This window comes from Streptomyces sp. NPDC094032 (genome assembly GCF_040303965.1).
Classification (GTDB): Bacteria; Actinomycetota; Actinomycetes; order Streptomycetales; family Streptomycetaceae; genus Streptomyces.
In genome coordinates, this window is sequence record NZ_JBEOUE010000007.1 from 238,011 (window position 1) to 255,870 (window position 17,860).

The following is a 17,860-nucleotide window of genomic DNA, read 5'->3' on the forward strand; positions in this document are numbered from 1 at the left end:
ACAGGGGGCTCGTGTGGGTTGGTGGGGCCCGGGTTGGTCGGAAGGACCGGCGGGACGGGGCTACGGAATCTGCGGAGCGGACAGGGGTATCGGGTCCGGCGACACCGGTGGGGCAGGGGCTCAGGCTGTCCGGGTCTGGCGGTTCCGCCGGTCCGGGGCCAGGGGCTCCGGGGCCCCGGGGCCTGGGGCCTGGGGGTCCGGGGGCGTGGGGATCCGGCGGGTCCGGGAAGGCCGGGGGTCGTGGGGGCCCGGGGGCCTGGGGTGCGGGGGCCCTGGGCCTGGCCCGTAGCTCCATTGGTTCCGGCTGGTCCGTACCTCCGGGAGTCCCGTACCTCCGGGGGTCCAGGAGGTCAGGCGGTCCGGGAGGTCCGGCGATCCAGGACGTCCGGGAGGTCCGGCAGCCGGGGCTCGGGTGGGGCTTCGGGGGGCGTCAGGAGCGCAAGGGGTTGGTGATGGTGACGTATACGGACTGGGTGTCGACCGGGCCGACCAGTTCGTCCAGGCCGTGCAGGCGGGTGAGGAGGTTGGCCTTGCAGCGCAGCGTCGCGGCCTCCAGGAGGCGGTGCGGCAGCGGGGAGCCGAGGCTCGTCGCGGTCGTGAGGAACTGGCGCAGGGCGGCGAGCAGGACGCGCTCGTCGGCGAGCTGCTGCGCGCCGAAGGCGCCGATCAGGCCGAGGACGTTGTTGATGCCGAGGTAGTAGGCGAAGCGCTCGTCCGTGACCTGGTCGGAGACGAAGGTGTCGCTTTCCTTGCCGATGCCGGGAAGCCGGCTTTCGAGTTCGTCGCGGCGGGACTCGCGGAAGTAGTAGCCCTGGTTGTCGCGGTAACGGCCGCCGACGGGCCAGCCCTCGGGGTCCAGGAGGACCAGCGTGTTCTGCTGGTGAGCCTCCAGAGCGACGCCGGCCTGGCCGTCGAGCCAGAGCACCGGGCGGACCACGAGGTCGAGGTAGCGCAGGAACCACTCGGCGGCGACGGCCGTGGTGGGGCGCCCCGTACGGGCGGCGAGCCGGCCCACGACCTCGGCGAGGCGCGAGCTCATACGGGCGGAGCCGGGCCGCGGGCGCGGGGAGGTGAGGGCGGCGAGGCAGACGGCGTCGTCGCCGACGGCGAAGGGGTTGTGCCGGATCATGACGTCCAGGCCTGGCACCTCTTCGCCCTCCGGGGTGTCGACCGCGAGCCAGGCCGGGTCGCGGACGATGTCGAAGCCCGGGTGCGCGGCCTGCCACTGGTCGACCAGGCCGGTGCGGAGCAGCCGGTGCACCTCGACACCGCGGTGGAGTTCCTTGCGCAGGTTCTCGCGGCGGGAGTTGGTGATCCGCACGCCGAGGGAGAGCTTCAGCATGGCCCGGGCGCCGGGGCGGTGCACCGTACGGACGGAGGAGGTCGGGTGCCAGCGGCCGCCGTGGGGGCCGAGGTCGTGGAGGAGTCCGGCGTCGAGGAGGGCGGCGACGGCGGGGCGGTGCCGGAGTTCGCGGGCCTGCCAGGGGTGGAGCGGCAGGGCGGTGGTGCCGGGGGGCAGATCGAGGCCCTCGGCGAGGGCGGCGGTGAGCTGCGCGGCGGCGACCGGGCGGCCCTGTTCGGTCCAGGCCGAGTCGGTGGCGAGGACGCTCTGGTCGACGCCCATCCAGTGGAGGGGGAACGAGCCGTGCGCCTCGGGCGAGTAGAGCCGGGCCTCGGCCTCGGAGAGTCCTTCGCGGCTCTTGGGGGTGGGGTGGAGCGGGTGGCCGAGGAGGAGGGACTGCTCGGCGGTGAGGAACAGGTCGGCCTCGGGGCCCGGCAGCGGGTCGCGGCGGCGCTGGGCGATGAAGTCGGCGGTGCGGCGGGCCGAGTCGGCGACGCGGCCGACGAGTTCGGTGCCTTCGGGGCGGCCGGTCTCGCGGCTGAGCAGGGCCGCGACGGTGACCGCGTCGACGGTGGGCGCGGCGGCCGGGAGGCCTTCGAGGGCGGGGGCGCCGAAGCGGTGCCAGCCGGTGGGCGACCAGTACCTCACGGGGACGAGGAGGGCGGTCCCGGAGGCGTCGAGGGGGATGCGCAGGGTGTCGGCGCCGTTGCCGGGGGCCGGGAGGTTCTTCTCCCGTACCCAGCAGCGCAGCAGGCTCTCCACGGCGGCCTGGTCGCCGGCCCGGCGGGGGTCGGGGTCGTCCAGCGGATCGGCGAGCAGGCCGGCCGGCTGGTACGGGGCGGAGGGGGAGGGAGAGGCGGAGGGCATGTGCGCCCCCGCTGGCGACTCGACGGCCGCCCCCGCGTGCGCCCCGACGGACGCCTCCACGGACGACCTGTCGGCGGGCGTCTCCGAGAACGGCCCGGCAGGCGTCCCGACGGGCGCCTCCACGGACAACCCGGCGGACGCCTCCGCAAGCGACCCGGCAGGCGGCCGCATAGACACCCCGGCGTGCGCCCCCACGGGCGCCTCCACGAGCGATCCAGCGGGCGCTGCCCCCGTCAACCCGGCGGACGCCTCCGCAAGCGACCCGGCAGGCGGCCGCACAGACGCCCCGGCGTGCGCCCCCACGGGCGCCTCCACGAGCGACCCAGCGGGCGTCCCCACGGACAACCCAGCAGACGGCCCCGCAAGCAACCCGGCAGGTGGCTCCACGGACGACCCGGCAGACGCCCCCGCGAGCAACCCACCGGGCGCCCCGACGGACGACCCGGCAGACGGCCCGGCGGACGGCCCCACGGGCGCCCCGGCAGACGCCCCCGCAGCAGACCCCGCAGACCCCCTAGCCGCTGCCCCAACATGGGTGCCCGCACTCGGGCCCAGATACTGGCGCGGGACGGTGGGCTCGGTGGTGAGTTCGGCCGTGAGTTCGGGGGTGAGTTCGGGGCTCGGGTTCGTGGTGGATTCGGAGGCGGAGGTGGGATTCACTGAGGCTTCCTTGGGAGGGGGGCGGCCGGGCGGGTCGGGCCTGGGGCGGTGGGGCGGACCGGATTCAGTGGGGTGGCCCGGACGGGCGGGCCCGGTGGGCCCGTTCGGCGGCGGCGAGGGCGTCGGCGAAGCGGTCGAGGACGGCGACCGCCTGCTCGTCGGTGAGGGTGAGCGGGGGCAGCAGCCGGACGACCGCGTTGTGGCGGCCGCCGAGTTCGACGATGAGGCCCCGGTCGAGGCACTGGCGCCGGACGGCGGTCGCGAGCACGGGGTCCGGCGGCGGGGCGAGGTCGTCGGGGCCCTCCGCCTCGGGGTCGACCAGCTCGACGCCGATCATCAGACCGCGGCCCCGGACGTCGCCGATGCAGGGGTGCGCGGCGGCGAGGCCCTGGAGCTGTCCGAGCATGCGGGCGCCGAGGGTGCCGGCGCGCGCGGCGAGCCCGTTCTCGCGCACGTACGCGAGGGTGGCGGCGCCCGCGGCCATGGCGAGCTGGTTGCCTCGGAACGTACCGGCGTGCGCGCCCGGCTCCCAGGCGTCGAGTGCGGAGCGGTAGACCACGACGGCGAGCGGGAGGGAGCCGCCGATGGCCTTGGAGAGGACCATCACGTCGGGGACGACGCCGCTGTGCTCGACGGCCCAGAACGTGCCGGTGCGGCCCACTCCCGTCTGGATCTCGTCCGCGATCAGCGGGATGGAGCGCGCGGCGGTGATCTCCCGCATACGGCGCAGCCAGCTGTCGGGGGCGGGGATGACGCCGCCCTCTCCCTGCACGGGTTCGAGGATCATCCCGGCCGGGGCGGGCACGCCGCTCTTGGGGTCGTCGAGCGCCGTCTCCGTCCAGCGGGCGGCCAGTTCGGCGCCGCGCTCGCCGCCGACGCCGAAGGGGCAGCGGTAGTCCCTCGGGTACGGCAGCCGGGCGACGCGGACGTCGGTGGCACCGCCGGACGCGTCCAGGGCGCCGGAGGTCATGCCGTGGTAGGCGCCGCTGAAGGCGAGGACGCCGTTCCGGCCGGTGGCGGTGCGGACGAGTTTGAGGGCGGCCTCGACGGCGTCCGTGCCGGCCGGTCCGCAGAACTGGATCCGGGCGTCGTCGGCGAGTCCGGCCGGGAGCGTGGCGAACAGCTCGGTGGTGAAGGCGTCCTTGACGGGCGTGGCCAGGTCCAGGATGTGCAGCGGGGCGCCCGAGTCGAGGACCTTGCGGATGGCTTCGAGGACGACGGGGTGGTTGTGGCCGAGCGCGAGCGTGCCCGCGCCGGAGAGGCAGTCCAGGTAGCGGCGGCCGTCGGCGCCCTCGATGGTGAGGCCTCTGGCCCGTACGGGGACGATCGGCAGGGAGCGCGCGTAGGTGCGGGCGGCGGACTCGCGCTGCGCCTGACGGCGCAGAATGCCCTCATGCGCGCCCCCTTCGCCGGCCGACGAGGCCGTCCCCCGCGACTCGGGCCGGGGCGCGTCCCGCTCCTCCCGGCGCGCCGCGCCACCGGCCGCACCCAAGTCGGCATCGCACCCCCGCTCCCCACCGGCCGCGTCCAGGTAGGCGTCGCAGATCCCCTCGCCCGGCGTCAGGCCCGGAGCTGGTTCGGTCACGGCCACGGCTCGGTGTCCTCCCGCTGTAACGGTTGCGTTGCACATCGGTACGTTGCAGGGGCGCCCGAAGAGGCGTCCCGGACACCGCCGTTGTGTCCCCCGTACGTACCAACGACGGGGCCTGCCGGGGATCACGGCCGGAGGCCAAGATCCTTGGCGTGTCCCGGATCACGGACCGGCAAAGGCTGTTGGGGCGCGGAACCGTGGACCTGCGTCGTGCCGTCCCCTCCGGCACCGGCATAGTGGGGGCTTCACCTGGCGCGGCCCGGCCGTGCCGCCACTGTTCACTGATGCACAAGTTGACGTAGTCCCAGGGGGATCACGAGATGCGATCGATTCGTCCGATGCTGGCCGCAGCATCCGCCGTCGCGGCACTGGCGCTGACGGCGACGGCCTGCGGTCCGACCGAGGACAACGCGGGGGGTGACAAGCCCAGTGCTTCCGCGACTCCGGCCGCGGACGGCAAGATCACGATTCCGGACGACCTGAAGCAGCGCCTGAAGGACCACGGGATCGACCTGGACAAGTGGCGGAACGGCGAGTGGAAGAACTGGGACAAGGACAAGTGGCTGCGTGAGGCCAAGGACTACGTCAACCCGATCATCGAGGACCTCTGGGACCCGGACCGGATGCGCGGCGCCGAGCGCCCCGACAAGCCGGTCAAGGACGAGGACATCTCCGGTGACAAGGGCGTGACCGACCCGACGCCCGACCCGGTGAAGGCCGCCTCCGTCCGGGCGCCGTACCACTCGACCGCGCCGGCCTCCGGCAAGGTCTTCTTCGACGGCCCCGAGGGCTCGATGGTCTGCTCGGCCACGGTCGTGAAGGACCCGGCGCACCCGGGCAAGTCCAACATGGTCTGGACGGCCGGCCACTGCGTGCACGCGGGCAAGAAGGGCGGCTGGTACCGCAACATCGCCTTCGTCCCCTCGTACAACAACGCCGGGAAGCCGACCGCCGAGCTGGAGAAGGCGACCCGCGAGGAGATCGCGCCGTACGGCGTGTGGTGGAGCGACTGGGCGAAGACCTCCGACCAGTGGATCGCGCAGGGCGGGCAGACCGGCGGCCAGGGCGCTCCGTACGACTTCGCGGTGCTGCATGTGACGCCGGAGAAGGGGTCGACCGGCAAGTCCCTGGAGGAGACGGTCGGTTCGGCGCTGCCGGTGGAGTTCAACGCCCCGGCCGTGCCGAAGATCGCGGACATGACCGCGACCGGCTTCCCGGCGGGTCCGCCGTACGACGGACAGAAGATGTTCCAGTGCCAGGACAAGCCGGGCCGTCTCTCGGTGAAGACCGACCAGCCGACGATGTACCGGATCGGCTGCAGCATGACCGGCGGTTCCTCCGGCGGTGGCTGGGTGGCCACGGGCCAGGACGGCAAGCCGGCGCTGGTGTCGAACACCTCGATCGGGCCGGTGACGGCGGGCTGGCTGGCCGGGCCGCGGCTCGGTGCCGAGGCCAAGGCCGTCTACCAGGGCGTCAGCAAGAAGTACGCGGACCGCTGACCCGGGTACGGCAGGGGCGGGACCCGCGCGGGGTCCCGCCCCTGCCGTACGGGCATACTGTGCACCGCTAGTGACGCGTTCATGGCAATCCGGGCGGGCGATCCCGCCCCGGCGGACGGCGAGGGCCGGGAGGCCACGGCCGGACGCCGGCCGGACGCGCAGAACACCTCAGGGGGACATCACTTCATGCGTTCCATACGACTCCTGCCCGGCCTCACGGCCCTGGCGGCGGCGCTCGCGCTGACCGCCACGGCCTGCGGTCCGACCGAGACCCCGGCGGCCGACAAGCCCGCCGACAAGCCCGCCGCCTCCACTCCCGCCGAGAACGGCTCCGGCTCCGGCTCCGACTCCGGCTCCGACCTCACGAAGGACATCGCCGGCAAGCTGAAGAAGCACGGCGTCGACCTCGACAAGTGGAAGGACGGCGACTGGAAGAACTGGGACAAGGACAAGTGGCTCCGTGAGGCGGAGGACTTCGTCAACCCGGTGATCGACGGTCTCTGGGACCCGGCCCGGATGCAGTCGGCCAAGAGCCCCGACCCGACGATCACCGCGCAGGCCGGCAGCTCCGGCAGCGACCCGGTGCCGCGGCCGGTCCAGGCGCAGCGCGAGAAGACGCCGTACCACCGCTACGCGGCCCCGGTCGGCAAGATCTTCTTCGACTCGCCCGAGGGCTCGATGGTCTGCTCCGGCACGATCGTCAAGGACCCGCGCCACCCCGGCAAGTCCAACCTCGTGTGGACCGCCGGTCACTGCGTGCACGCCGGCAAGAAGGGCGGCTGGTACCGCAACATCACCTTCGTCCCGGCCTTCAACGACCTGGGCAAGTCCCCCGCCGCGCTGCGCAACGCCAAGCCCTACGAGGTGTACCCCTACGGCCAGTACTGGGCCGACTGGGCCGTGACCTCCGGCGAGTGGATCCAGAGCGGCGGCACCAACCAGGCCTGGCCGTACGACTACGCCGTGCTGCACGTCCAGCCGGAGCGGGGCGGCAAGTCCCTTGAGGAGACCGTGGGCGTGGCCCTGCCGGTCGACTTCTCCGCGCCCGCGCCCTCGCGGGCGGGCACGGTCGGCGCCTGGGGCTACCCGGCGGCGCCGCCGTACAACGGCATGATCATGCACAAGTGCCTGGACCGCGCCACCCGCCTGACCACCGCGCCGGCCACGCCGACGATGTACCGGATCGGCTGCACCATGACCGGTGGCTCCTCCGGCGGCGGCTGGTTCCGCGTGCTGCCCAACGGCACGACGGCGCTGGTGTCGAACACCTCCATCGGCCCCGCCGGCCGCAACGGGTGGCTGGCCGGACCGCAGCTGGGCAAGGGGGCCAAGGCGGCCCACGAGATGGTCAGCAAGAAGTTCGCCCGCTGACCCGACGGCATACGCGAAAGGCGCCGGCCGCCTCCCCGAAGGGAGACGGCCGGCGCCTTTCGCCGTGTCTGTCGCGTCAGTGCGCGGCCGGGACGTACGGCGCGAGCAGCGCCGCCAGCTCCTCGTGCACCCGCGCCCTGAGCAGGGTGCCCTCCGCGGTGTGCTCCTCGGAGAGGACCTCGCCCTCGGCGTGCACCCGGGAGACGAGACCGCCCTCGGTGTACGGCACCAGGACCTCGGCCTCGATCTGCGGGCGCGGCAGCTCGGACTCCAGGAGCGCGAGCAGCTCCTCCATGCCCTCGCCCGAGCGGGCCGAGACCGCGATGGAGTGCTTCTCCACCCGGAGCAGGCGCTGGAGGACGAGCGGGTCCGCCGCGTCCGCCTTGTTGATGACGACGATCTCCGGCACGTTCACCGCGCCGACGTCGCGGAACACCTCGCGGACGGCCGCCAGCTGCTCCTCCGGGGCCGGGTGCGAACCGTCCACCACGTGCAGGATGAGGTCGGAGTCGCCGACCTCCTCCATGGTGGAGCGGAAGGCCTCGACCAGGTGGTGGGGCAGGTGCCGGACGAAGCCGACCGTGTCGGCCAGGGTGTAGACCCGGCCGGTGGGCGTCTCGGCCCGGCGCACGGTCGGGTCGAGGGTGGCGAACAGCGCGTTCTCCACCAGGACGCCCGCGCCCGTGAGGCGGTTGAGCAGCGAGGACTTGCCGGCGTTGGTGTACCCGGCGATGGCGACCGACGGGATCTTGTTCCGGCGGCGCTCCTGGCGCTTGATGTCGCGGCCGGTCTTCATCTCCGCGATCTCCCGGCGCATCTTCGCCATCTTCTCGCGGATCCGACGCCGGTCGGTCTCGATCTTGGTCTCACCGGGACCACGGGTGGCCATGCCGCCACCGCCGCCGCCACCCATCTGACGGGAGAGCGACTGACCCCAGCCACGCAGGCGCGGCAGCATGTACTGCATCTGCGCGAGCGCGACCTGCGCCTTGCCCTCTCGGGACTTGGCGTGCTGGGCGAAGATGTCGAGGATGAGGGCGGTCCGGTCGACCACCTTCACCTTGACGACGTCTTCGAGGGCGATCAGCTGGCCGGGGCTGAGCTCACCGTCGCAGACGACGGTGTCGGCGCCGGTCTCAAGCACGATGTCGCGCAGCTCGCGGGCCTTGCCCGAGCCGATGAAGGTGGCCGGGTCCGGCTTGTCGCGGCGCTGGATGACACCGTCGAGCACGAGGGCACCCGCCGTCTCGGCGAGGGCCGCGAGCTCCGCGAGGGAGTTCTCCGCGTCCTGCACCGTGCCCGAGGTCCATACGCCGACCAGCACGACGCGCTCAAGACGCAGCTGGCGGTACTCGACCTCGGTGACGTCCTCGAGCTCGGTGGAGAGACCGGCGACACGGCGCAGGGCCGCGCGCTCGGAGCGGTCGAACTGATCGCCGTCCCGCTCTCCGTCGATCTCGTGGCTCCAGGCGACGTCCTCTTCCATCAGGGCATCGGCCCGAAGGCTCTCGGTGCGGTTCGTCTCCGCGAAGCTCTGCTTGTCCTGGGAAGGGGATGAAGAGGAGGTCATTGGATCCTTACGTCGAAGAGGAAGTCGTTACGGAGAAATCCGTCACGGCAGTCACAACGCGTGACGTCCCGGAAGAATTCCCGGGGTCCGGCCGCGCCGCCGACCTGAAGATGGTGACACGGCCGGACGGGGCCCGTCACCCCGGTTTCACCGGCGTGGCGCGCGGCTGTGCCAGTCGGGGTGTCCCGGCATGGGCGGGGTCTTCGCCGCGTACAGCCAGTCGGCGAAGAATCGCTTCAGGTCGCGGCCGGAGATCCGCTCGGCGAGCGCGATGAAGGCCTTGGTGCCGGGCGTCCCGTCGCGGTTCTCGCTCACCCAGTCGCGCTCCAGGCGCTGGAAGGCCTCGGTGCCGATCTCGTGGCGCAGCGCGTACAGCGCGAGGGCGGCGCCGTCGTAGACGACGGGACGGAAGAGGCTGATCTTCTCCCCCGGCTCCGGCGGCTTGGGCGCGGCCGGCGGGCCACCGTCCGCCCGCCACTGGTCGGAGGCCCCGTACGCGGCCTTCATACGCCGCTCCAGGGTGGGCCCGCCCTTCTCCTCCGCGTACAGCGCCTCGTACCAGGTGGCGTGGCCCTCGTTGAGCCACAGGTCTGACCAGACGCGGGGCGAGACGCTGTCGCCGAACCACTGGTGGGAGAGCTCGTGGACCAGGATCGAGTCGACGTACCACTCGGGGTAGCCGGGCTCGGTGAACAGGCCGCGCTCGAAGAGGGAGAGGGTCTGGGTCTCCAGCTCGAAGCCGGTGTCGGCGTCGGCGACGAGCACCCCGTAGGTCTCGAAGGGGTACCGCCCGATCCGGCTCTCCAGCCACTCCAGGTGCCCTGGGGTGCGCCGCAGCCAGGGTTCCAGGAGCTCGCGGTCGGCGGTGCGCACGACGTCCCGCAGCTTCAGGCCGTGCGGGCCCTGGCGGTGCACGACGGTCGAGTCGCCGATGGAGACCTGGGCGAGCTCGGTGGCCATGGGGTGCGCGGTGCGGTACGTCCAGGTGGTGGTCGACCCGTTGCGGACGCGGCTCTCGGGGAGGCCGTTGGCGACGGCGGTGAGGGCGTTGGGGGCGGTGATCCGGAAGGTGAAGAACGCCTTGTCGGAGGGGTGGTCGTTGGAGGGGAACACCCGGTGGGCGGCGTCGGCCTGGTTGGCCATGGCGAGTCCGTCCCCGGTGCGGACCCAGCCGCCGCTGTCGGCGGGCCCGCGCGGGTCGCTGGTATGGGTAACGGCGATCTCTACGGCCTCGCCGCGGTCGACCGGTCGGGCGGGGGTGATCACCAGGTCCTCGCCGCTGCTCTCGAAGGCCGCCGGTTCGCCCTCGACGGTGACGGCGGAGACGGTGCCGTGGGTGAAGTCGAGGTTGACGCGTTCCAGGTCGTCGGTGGCGAGCGCCTGGATCCGGGTGACGCCGGCCAGCGGTTCGGTGTTGCGGCCGGGGTAGGTGAGGTCGATGTCGTAGGACAGGACGTCGTAGCCGGGGTTGCCCAGCTGGGGGAAGAGCGGGTCCCCGATGCCGAGCGGCGCGGCCGGGGGCAGGGCCGCGGCGACGAGTCCGGCGGCGAGGGCGACGAGGACGGCGGAGCGCAGCACGCGCGCGCGGGCACGCGCGCGTGGCGACGGATTACGGGGCGTACGGGAGGGGAGCGGCATGGGCTACCGCTACCAGGGCCGGGCCCGCTCCCCCGGGCGGCGCGCGCGCCGGCCACCCGAAGGGGTCAGGGCTGCGGCGACGCGGGGTGCCGGGCGCGGCTCACGTCGTACACGCCGGGCACGTCCCGCATGGCCCGCATGAGGGCGGGCAGTCCGGCGGCGTCGGGGAGTTGAAGGGTGTACGTGTGGCGGACCCGCTGCTCGCTGGGGGGTTCGACGGTGGCGGCGACGACGGCGGCCCCCTCGGTGGCGATGGCCTCGGTGAGGTCGGCGAGCAGCCGGGGACGGCCGAAGGACTCGGCGACCAGGGTGACCCGGCAGGCGTCGGTGTCGCCCCAGTGCACGGTGACGGGCGAGCGCCCGAGCAGCCGCATGGCGTCGGCGGAGGCGCAGCCGGTGCGGTGCACGGTCACGGAGCCGCCGCGCACGACGAAGCCGGTGATCTCGTCGGGCGGTACGGGGGTGCAGCAGCCCGCGGGGCGGACGGCGGGGGCGTCGGCGCCGGGCAGGTCGGCGCGGAGCCGGGTGCCGCAGCGCCGGTCGGCGGTGACGCCCGCGGCCGGGCGGGGGGTCGCGGCGGGGATCTTGGCGGCCTCCGGGTGGGCCTGGAGCCAGCCGGTGATGGCGATCCGGGCGGCGGGGGTACGGGCGTGGTCCAGCCACTGCGGCGAGGGCCCGGAGGCGCTGTCCTGGGCGAGCAGCGCCTGCACGGTGTCGCCGTCCCGCAGCACGGTGCTCAGCGGCGCGAGCCGCCCGTTGACCCGGGCGCCGAGACAGCCGTGGGCGGCCTCGCCGTGCTGGGCGTAGGCGGCGTCGACGCAGGTGGCACCGGCGGGCAGGCTGATGGTGCCGGGGCTGCCGCCGTCGGTGCGGAAGACGGTGATCTCCTGGTCCTGGGCGAGGTCGGCGCGCAGCGAGGTCCAGAAGGTGTCGGGGTCGGGCGCGGACTGCTGCCAGTCGAGAAGCCGGGAGAGCCAGCCGGGGCGGGTGGGGTCGGCCCGCTCGGCGTCTTCGGTGGCGGGGCGGGTGGGGTGGGTGGGGCCGGTGGGGCGGGTGGGGCCAGTGGGCCCGGCGGGCCCGGTGGGGTGGCTGGATCCGCTGGATCCGCTGGATCCGCTGGATCTGATGGGGCTGGCGGGGCTGTCCGGGCCGCTGGGGCTGCCGGGACCGGTGGAGCCGGCCGGGGTGCCGGGGCCGGTGAGGGCACCTGCGCCGCTGGGGCTGGCGGGACCGTTGGAGCCAGCCGGGGTGCCGGGACCGGTGAGGCCACCTGCGCCGCTGGGGCTGGCGGAGCCGCTCGTGCCACCTGAGCCAACCGAGCCACCCTGGCCACCTGAGCCGCCTTGGCCACCTGAGCCACCCTGGCCACCTGAGCCGCCCTGGCTACCAGGGCCACCCGGGCCGCCAGAGGCACCCGAGCCACCCACCCCGTGCTCCCCCACCTCCTGCCCGCTGTACGGGTTGCCGAGGGCGACCACGCCCGCCTCGGCGACCTTGTGCATCTGGTGGGTGCGGATGAGGACTTCGGCTACGGCTCCGTCGGGGGCGGCGATGGCGGTGTGGAGGGACTGGTAGAGGTTGAACTTGGGGGCGGCGATGAAGTCCTTGAACTCCGAGACCACCGGCGTGAAGCAGGTGTGCAGCTCGCCGAGGACCGCGTAGCAGTCGGCGTCCTCGCCGACCAGGACGAGGAGCCGGCCGAAGTCGCTGCCGCGCAGTTCGCCGCGCTTGAGGCGGATCCGGTGGACGGAGACGAAGTGGCGTGGCCGGACCAGGACTTCGGCGCCGATGCCGGCCTCGCGCAGCACCCCGGAGACCTGTTCGGCGATGGCGGCCAGGGCGTCACCGGAGCCGGTGTTCCCGGCGATGAGGGCCCGGGTGGCCTCGTACTCCTCGGGGTGGAGGATGGCGAAGACCAGGTCCTCCAGCTCGGTCTTGAGCGCCTGGACGCCGAGGCGCTCGGCGAGCGGGATGAGGACGTCCCGGGTGACCTTGGCGATCCGGGCCTGTTTCTCGGGGCGCATCACGCCGAGGGTGCGCATGTTGTGCAGCCGGTCGGCCAGCTTGATCGACATGACCCGGACGTCGTTGCCGGTGGCGACGAGCATCTTGCGGAAGGTCTCGGGCTCGGCCGCCGCGCCGTAGTCGACCTTCTCCAGCTTGGTGACGCCGTCCACGAGATACGCGACCTCGTCGCCGAACTCGCGGCGCACCTGGTCGAGCGTCACCTCGGTGTCCTCGACGGTGTCGTGGAGCAGGGCGGCGGTCAGGGTGGTGGTCTCGGCGCCGAGTTCGGCGAGGATCAGGGTGACCGCGAGCGGGTGGGTGATGTACGGCTCGCCGCTCTTGCGGAACTGGCCGCGGTGCGAGGACTCGGCGAGGACGTACGCCCGGCGCAGCACGGTCAGGTCGGCCTCGGGATGGTGGGCGCGGTGCGCCTCGGCGACGTGCCCGATGGCGTCGGGCAGCCGGTGGCGGGGCGCGGGGCCCGCGGTGGCGCCGAGCAGGGCGGCGCGGCCGAGCCTGCGCAGGTCCATCATCGGGCGGCCGCGTCTGCGGCCGGGAGCGTCGGGGCCGGTGGCCCCGGCCTCGCTCACGGGGTTGGTGGCCTCTGCGCTCATGGGCACCTCCGGCGGCGTGGACCGGCGGAGGGCCGGGGCAGGGCGTGCCCGGCGGGCCGGTGCTTGATGCTACCGACCCCACCACGTGGCGCAGTCCCGCTCTCGCCGAGCGTGAACCGGATCACCCATTCGAGGGACGAATCAGTCGTTGACCGTTTCGAATCGGGACGCTCGAACGGTCCAGGGAGAGATCCGCCGGACGGGTCAGGCGCGCGTGTCGGACGCGCCCTCGGTGCGCTCCGCGAGCCACGCGGGGTCGACGGTTCCCTCGGCGACGATCACGGCGGGGCCGGTCATCTCGATCTCCCCGTCGGGGTACTCGGTGATGACGAGGGTGCCGCCGAGGACGTCCACGGTGTACGTGACGGGGGCGCCGGACAGGGCGGGGTCGGCGCCGTCCCGGCGGGCGGTGGCGACGGCGACGGCGCAGGCGCCGGTGCCGCAGGAGCGGGTCTCGGCCGCGCCGCGCTCGTGGACGCGCATGGCGACGTGGCGGGGGCCGCGGTCGGCGACGAACTCGATGTTGACGCCGTCCGGGTAGACCCCGGCCGGCTCGTACGGCGGCTCGCTGTAGAGGTTGCCCGCGTGGTCGAGGGAGTCGACGAAGGCGACCGCGTGCGGGTTGCCCATGTTGACGTTGCGGGCGGGCCAGCTGCGCTCGCCGACGGTGACGGTGACCCCGGCCTCGGGGAGCACGGCGCGGCCCATGCGGACGGTGACGGAGCCGTCCTTGGCGAGGTGGACGCGCTTGACGCCGCCGCGGGTGGCGACGGCGACCTCGCCCGCGGTGACGTGTCCCGCGTGCTCCAGGTAGCGGGCGAAGACCCGGACCCCGTTGCCGCACATCTCGGCGACCGAGCCGTCGGCGTTGCGGTAGTCCATGAACCACTCGGCCTCGTCGGCCAGGTGCCGCGCCTCGGGGTGCGCGGCGCTGCGCACGACGTGCAGCACACCGTCGCCGCCGATCCCGGCCCGCCGGTCGCACAGCCGGGCGACGACCGCGGGGGGCAGGTCCACGGCGTTCTCCGCGTCGGGGACGATCACGAAGTCGTTCTCGGTGCCGTGGCCCTTGAGGAACGTGAGGGGCGAGGTCTGCGTGCTGGTCACGGGATCAACTGTACGGGTCGGGTACGACACGGGCCGGGACGGTCCAGCGGGCGGACGTCCCGCACGTGCCCCGCACTCCGCGCGGGCCCCGGACTCCTCGCGGACCAGCACAGGCGGGCACCATCCCCCCTCGCGGCCCGGCACCGGCGGGCCCCGTCCCCCACCCCGCTCAGCGCAGCCGGGCCACGCGCCAGACCGCGAGCAGGACCAGGAGGGCGCTCAGCGACACGTACAGGGCGAGGGCGCGCCAGTTCGGGCGTTCGCCGGAGCCTCGGGCGGGGAGGCCCGGCCAGGTGTAGCCGACGCGGCGGGCGGCCATCATGCCCCAGCCGGCCGCGCAGGAGCTGATGAGCAGTCCGAGCATGGCGACGACGGCTCCGCCGTCGCCCGAGCCGAACGCGAGCGGGAAGGCGAACATCAGCGAGCCGACGGCGGCGAGCCCGACGATCGGGGCGAGCTGCCAGATCCTCAGGCGGCGCTGCGGCCGCAGTTCCACCTCGACCTCCGCCGTGTCCACCTCGACGGCGCTGCCCTCGGCCTGGTCGGGCCCGTCCGGCGTCAGGCCAGGCGCCCCACCGGGGGTTTCACCCCGGACGGCGGCCTGCTGTTCCGTGTCACGAGGGCCGGCCTCCATCGCCACGCGCCCTCCCCACTCGGACTCCACTTGGTCGATCGATGCTCGATGATGGCACGTCGGCACCCCCCGGAATGACGGGCATGACGTCCCGATGCCATCACGTGATCAGGCTGTAACCGCTCGTTCGACCAACGTCAGCGCCCGCCCCGGGAGTTCCCCCCGGTCCTCGACGGCGCCGCTCAGCCAGTGGACGCGCGGATCGCGCCGGAACCAGGAGTCCTGGCGGCGGGCGAAGCGCTTGGTGGTGCGCACCGTGTCCGCGCGGGCCTCGTCCTCGGTGCACTCCCCCGCGAGCGCGGCGAGCACCTGCTGGTAGCCGAGCGCGCGGGCGGCCGTGCGCCCCTCGCGCAGCCCCCGCGCCTCCAGGGCGCGCACCTCGTCGACGAGCCCGGCCTCCCACATGCGGTCCACGCGGGTGGTGATGCGCTCGTCGAGCTCGGGGCGGCCGACGTCGACGCCGATCTGCACGGTGTCGTAGACGGAGTCGTGGCCGGGCAGGTTGGCGGTGAACGGCTTGCCGGTGATCTCGATGACCTCCAGGGCGCGCACGATGCGCCGTCCGTTTCCGGCCAGGATCGCGCGGGCGGCCTCGGGGTCGGCGGCGGCGAGCCGGGCGTGCAGGACGCCGGAGCCGCGCTCCTCCAGCTCGGCCTCCAGGCGGGCCCGGATCTCCGGGTCGGTGCCGGGGAACTCCATCACGTCGAGGGCCCCGCGCACGTACAGGCCGGAGCCGCCGACGAGGATCGGGGTGCGGCCCTCGGCCAGCAGCCGGTCGATCTCGGCGCGGGCGAGGCGCTGGTATTCGGCCACGCTGGCGGCCTCGGTCACGTCCCAGATGTCGAGGAGGTGGTGCGGGATCCCGCCGCGCTCCTCCAGCGTCAGCTTGGCGGTGCCGATGTCCATCCCTCGGTAGAGCTGCATCGAGTCGGCGTTGACGACCTCGCCGCCCAGCCGCTGCGCGAGGAAGACGCCCAGATCGGACTTTCCGGCCGCTGTGGGACCGACGACGGCGATGACCCGCGGGGCGGGAGCTGCACTTCTCACCGGACCAGTCTCGCAAACATCGCCGTGCGTCCCCGAATGAGCGACGTGACGGGCCCCGCACGGCTTCGTTGCTGTTGCGGGATTACGACCCTGAGTACGCTAGGGAGCAGATGTGGGTGTTTTCGCAAGGTTTCGGCGTAAGAAGGATGCGGCCGGAGCGGCGACGGAGGCGACGGAGGCCCCGTTGACGGCCGAGTCCGAGGTCGCGGCGGCCGCCGAGGCCGAGGAGGCCGAAGCCGGTTCGGAGACCGCCGCCGAGACCGCCGGATCCGCCGGGACCGAGGCCGCGGCCGAGGCCGTCGAGATCCCGAAGCAGCAGTCGGCCGAGGAGGCCGCGGACAACGAGGCCGGCGAAGGCGCCCGCAGGTAGGCACGCAACCGGCACGGACAACGGACCCCAGGGGGTCCGTCGGAGGGAGGGTGACCCCATGGGTCTCCTGGATTCGCTGAAGGCCAAGCTGGCCCCGGCCAAGGACAAGGTCTCCGACCTCGCGCAGCAGCACGGGGACAAGGTGGAGCAGGGCCTGGAGAAGGCCGCGAAGATGGTCGACGAGAAGACCAAGGGCAAGTACAGCGACAAGATCGAATCCGGCACCGGGAAGGCCAAGGAGGCCATCGACCGGCTCGCCCACAAGGACGGGACGGACGGCCCCAAGGACGACGGCCCCGCGACCGGTGGCCCCACGGACGGTGGCGCCACCCCGCCGCCGGCCGCCTGAGCCGCGCGGCCCGCGCACCCGGGACCGGCGGACGCCCGGCGTCGCCCACGGTCCCTCCGTACGGCGGACGGCCGCGGAGCATCACGCTCCGCGGCCGTCCGCCGTTCGCGCGAGGGTCTGCCGGCCCCGGCTCAGCTCCAGGCGGCCACGAAGTACCCCACGCCGTAGGGGGCGTCCTCGTAGAGCAGCCGGCCCTCCAGGCCCGCGCCCTCCGCGGCGCCCGCCAGGACCTGCCAGGGAGCCCGGCCCGCCACCTGAAGGGCCTGCGCGAGTTCCGCGTCCAGGGCGAGGAGCGCGGCCGGGTCGGCGGCGCCCAGCGCGTGACCCGCGGCGGCGTCGAAGCCCTCGGCGCGCTCGTCGAGGTAGCCGGGGGCCTTCAGGGTGCGGCAGGCGCTGCCGTCGCCCATCACGAGCAGGGCGACCCGGTCCGCCGAGGCCCCGATCTCCCGGCCCGCCTCCGCGCACCGGGCGGGCTCCAGCTCCTCCGCGACCCCGAGCCCCTCGACGGGCGCGTCGGCCCAGTCGGTGTGCTCCAGGAGCCAGGCCGCGACCGCGAGGGACGCGGGCAGCGGCCGCTCGCCGCCGGGCCCGCTGCCGAGCCGTACGGTCAGGTCGGCGCCGAAGCCGGCGAAGGAGCCGGCCGTACCGGCGGGGTGGACGCCCCGGGCCCCCTCCCCCGCGGGGCCGACGACGACGAGCCGGTCGGGGCGGGAGGCGGCGAGCACGGAGAGCGCGTCGGAGCAGGCCGTCCGCGCGTCGGCGAGCTCGGCCGCCGCACCGGCCGCGACGGCGGGCACGAGCAGCGGGGGGCAGGGGCACACGGCGGCGGCGACAAGCATGATCCGCAGCCTACTGGGCCGGGGGCCGGTCAGCGGGAGACCAGCCAGGACCGTCCGCCGTCCCGGCAGCCGCGTCGCCGGAGTCGTACACGAGCTCGGCGATGGTCAGGGTGACCTCCGTGCGGCTCATGGTGCTCTGGAGGATCAGCAGATGACTGTCGCCGTCGGGGAGGCGGAACACCTCGCGCCGCTTCTCCCGCCGCGGCCTGCGATACCACTGCGCGGCCTCGACCAGCGCCTGCCGGGCCTCCTCCCGGGTGCCGGACACCCGGGAGACGACCTCCGTGACGTACTGCTCGTGGCGCCCGAACTGCGCGATGACAGCCCACTGCCCCATGCCGACCCCCCTGGTCGT

Annotated in this window: 14 protein-coding genes; 4 read left to right on the forward strand and 10 right to left on the reverse strand. The window is 74.0% G+C overall.

The genetic code is table 11. The features are described 5' to 3' along the window. Positions 1 to 430: 430 nt before the first annotated feature. Together ABTZ54_RS13490 and ABTZ54_RS13495 are read right to left on the reverse strand one after the other, a co-directional pair. Positions 431 to 2,209: an IucA/IucC family protein gene (locus ABTZ54_RS13490; RefSeq protein ID WP_502997241.1), complete on the reverse strand. Its 1,779-nt coding sequence runs from the start codon at positions 2,207 to 2,209 to the stop codon at positions 431 to 433. Positions 2,210 to 2,933: 724 nt separating this feature from the next. Continuing rightward, positions 2,934 to 4,256, reverse strand: a complete 1,323-nt coding sequence (locus tag ABTZ54_RS13495) for a diaminobutyrate--2-oxoglutarate transaminase family protein (protein ID WP_351661633.1) — start codon at positions 4,254 to 4,256, stop codon at positions 2,934 to 2,936. 524 nt (positions 4,257 to 4,780) lie between these two features. Between ABTZ54_RS13495 and ABTZ54_RS13500 the strand changes: the two genes are divergently transcribed. Together ABTZ54_RS13500 and ABTZ54_RS13505 are read left to right on the forward strand one after the other, a co-directional pair. Further along, positions 4,781 to 5,959: a trypsin-like serine peptidase gene (locus ABTZ54_RS13500; RefSeq protein ID WP_502997242.1), complete on the forward strand. Its 1,179-nt coding sequence runs from the start codon at positions 4,781 to 4,783 to the stop codon at positions 5,957 to 5,959. Positions 5,960 to 6,145: 186 nt separating this feature from the next. Next, positions 6,146 to 7,330 (forward strand): trypsin-like serine peptidase, encoded by a 1,185-nt coding sequence (locus tag ABTZ54_RS13505; protein WP_351661468.1) that lies wholly within the window; start codon positions 6,146 to 6,148, stop codon positions 7,328 to 7,330. A gap of 76 nt (positions 7,331 to 7,406) precedes the next feature. Here the strand turns inward: ABTZ54_RS13505 and hflX are convergent, their stop codons facing one another. The 6 genes from hflX to miaA all read right to left on the reverse strand — a co-directional run bounded on the left by hflX (position 7,407) and on the right by miaA (position 15,947). Next, complete coding sequence (gene hflX, locus ABTZ54_RS13510) at positions 7,407 to 8,900, reverse strand: GTPase HflX (RefSeq protein ID WP_351661471.1); 1,494 nt, start codon at positions 8,898 to 8,900, stop codon at positions 7,407 to 7,409. Positions 8,901 to 9,047: 147 nt separating this feature from the next. Continuing rightward, positions 9,048 to 10,538, reverse strand: a complete 1,491-nt coding sequence (locus tag ABTZ54_RS13515; RefSeq protein WP_351661474.1) for a M1 family metallopeptidase — start codon at positions 10,536 to 10,538, stop codon at positions 9,048 to 9,050. A 65-nt stretch (positions 10,539 to 10,603) separates the two neighbouring features. Next, positions 10,604 to 13,159, reverse strand: coding sequence for an HD domain-containing protein (locus tag ABTZ54_RS13520; protein ID WP_351661477.1), 2,556 nt, complete (start codon positions 13,157 to 13,159; stop codon positions 10,604 to 10,606). 204 nt (positions 13,160 to 13,363) lie between these two features. After that, positions 13,364 to 14,266, reverse strand: coding sequence for a diaminopimelate epimerase (dapF, locus tag ABTZ54_RS13525; RefSeq protein WP_351661480.1), 903 nt, complete (start codon positions 14,264 to 14,266; stop codon positions 13,364 to 13,366). Between the two features lie 169 nt (positions 14,267 to 14,435). Next, the gene (locus tag ABTZ54_RS13530) at positions 14,436 to 14,900 is read right to left on the reverse strand and encodes a hypothetical protein (RefSeq protein ID WP_351661635.1); all 465 of its coding nucleotides are present in this window, start codon (positions 14,898 to 14,900) and stop codon (positions 14,436 to 14,438) included. 108 nt (positions 14,901 to 15,008) lie between these two features. Then, the gene (miaA, locus tag ABTZ54_RS13535) at positions 15,009 to 15,947 is read right to left on the reverse strand and encodes a tRNA (adenosine(37)-N6)-dimethylallyltransferase MiaA (protein WP_351661483.1); all 939 of its coding nucleotides are present in this window, start codon (positions 15,945 to 15,947) and stop codon (positions 15,009 to 15,011) included. Between the two features lie 184 nt (positions 15,948 to 16,131). Here miaA and ABTZ54_RS13540 point away from each other — a divergent pair, with 184 nt between their 5' ends. After that, positions 16,132 to 16,317: a gliding motility protein gene (locus ABTZ54_RS13540; protein WP_351661486.1), complete on the forward strand. Its 186-nt coding sequence runs from the start codon at positions 16,132 to 16,134 to the stop codon at positions 16,315 to 16,317. 58 nt (positions 16,318 to 16,375) lie between these two features. After that, a complete protein-coding gene (locus ABTZ54_RS13545) occupies positions 16,376 to 16,666 on the forward strand; it encodes an antitoxin (RefSeq protein WP_351661501.1) in 291 nt (96 codons plus the stop codon). A gap of 131 nt (positions 16,667 to 16,797) precedes the next feature. Here the strand turns inward: ABTZ54_RS13545 and ABTZ54_RS13550 are convergent, their stop codons facing one another. Beyond that, complete coding sequence (locus tag ABTZ54_RS13550; protein ID WP_351661504.1) at positions 16,798 to 17,505, reverse strand: class III extradiol ring-cleavage dioxygenase family protein; 708 nt, start codon at positions 17,503 to 17,505, stop codon at positions 16,798 to 16,800. A gap of 10 nt (positions 17,506 to 17,515) precedes the next feature. Beyond that, complete coding sequence (locus tag ABTZ54_RS13555; RefSeq protein WP_351661506.1) at positions 17,516 to 17,842, reverse strand: hypothetical protein; 327 nt, start codon at positions 17,840 to 17,842, stop codon at positions 17,516 to 17,518. Positions 17,843 to 17,860: the final 18 nt, after the last annotated feature.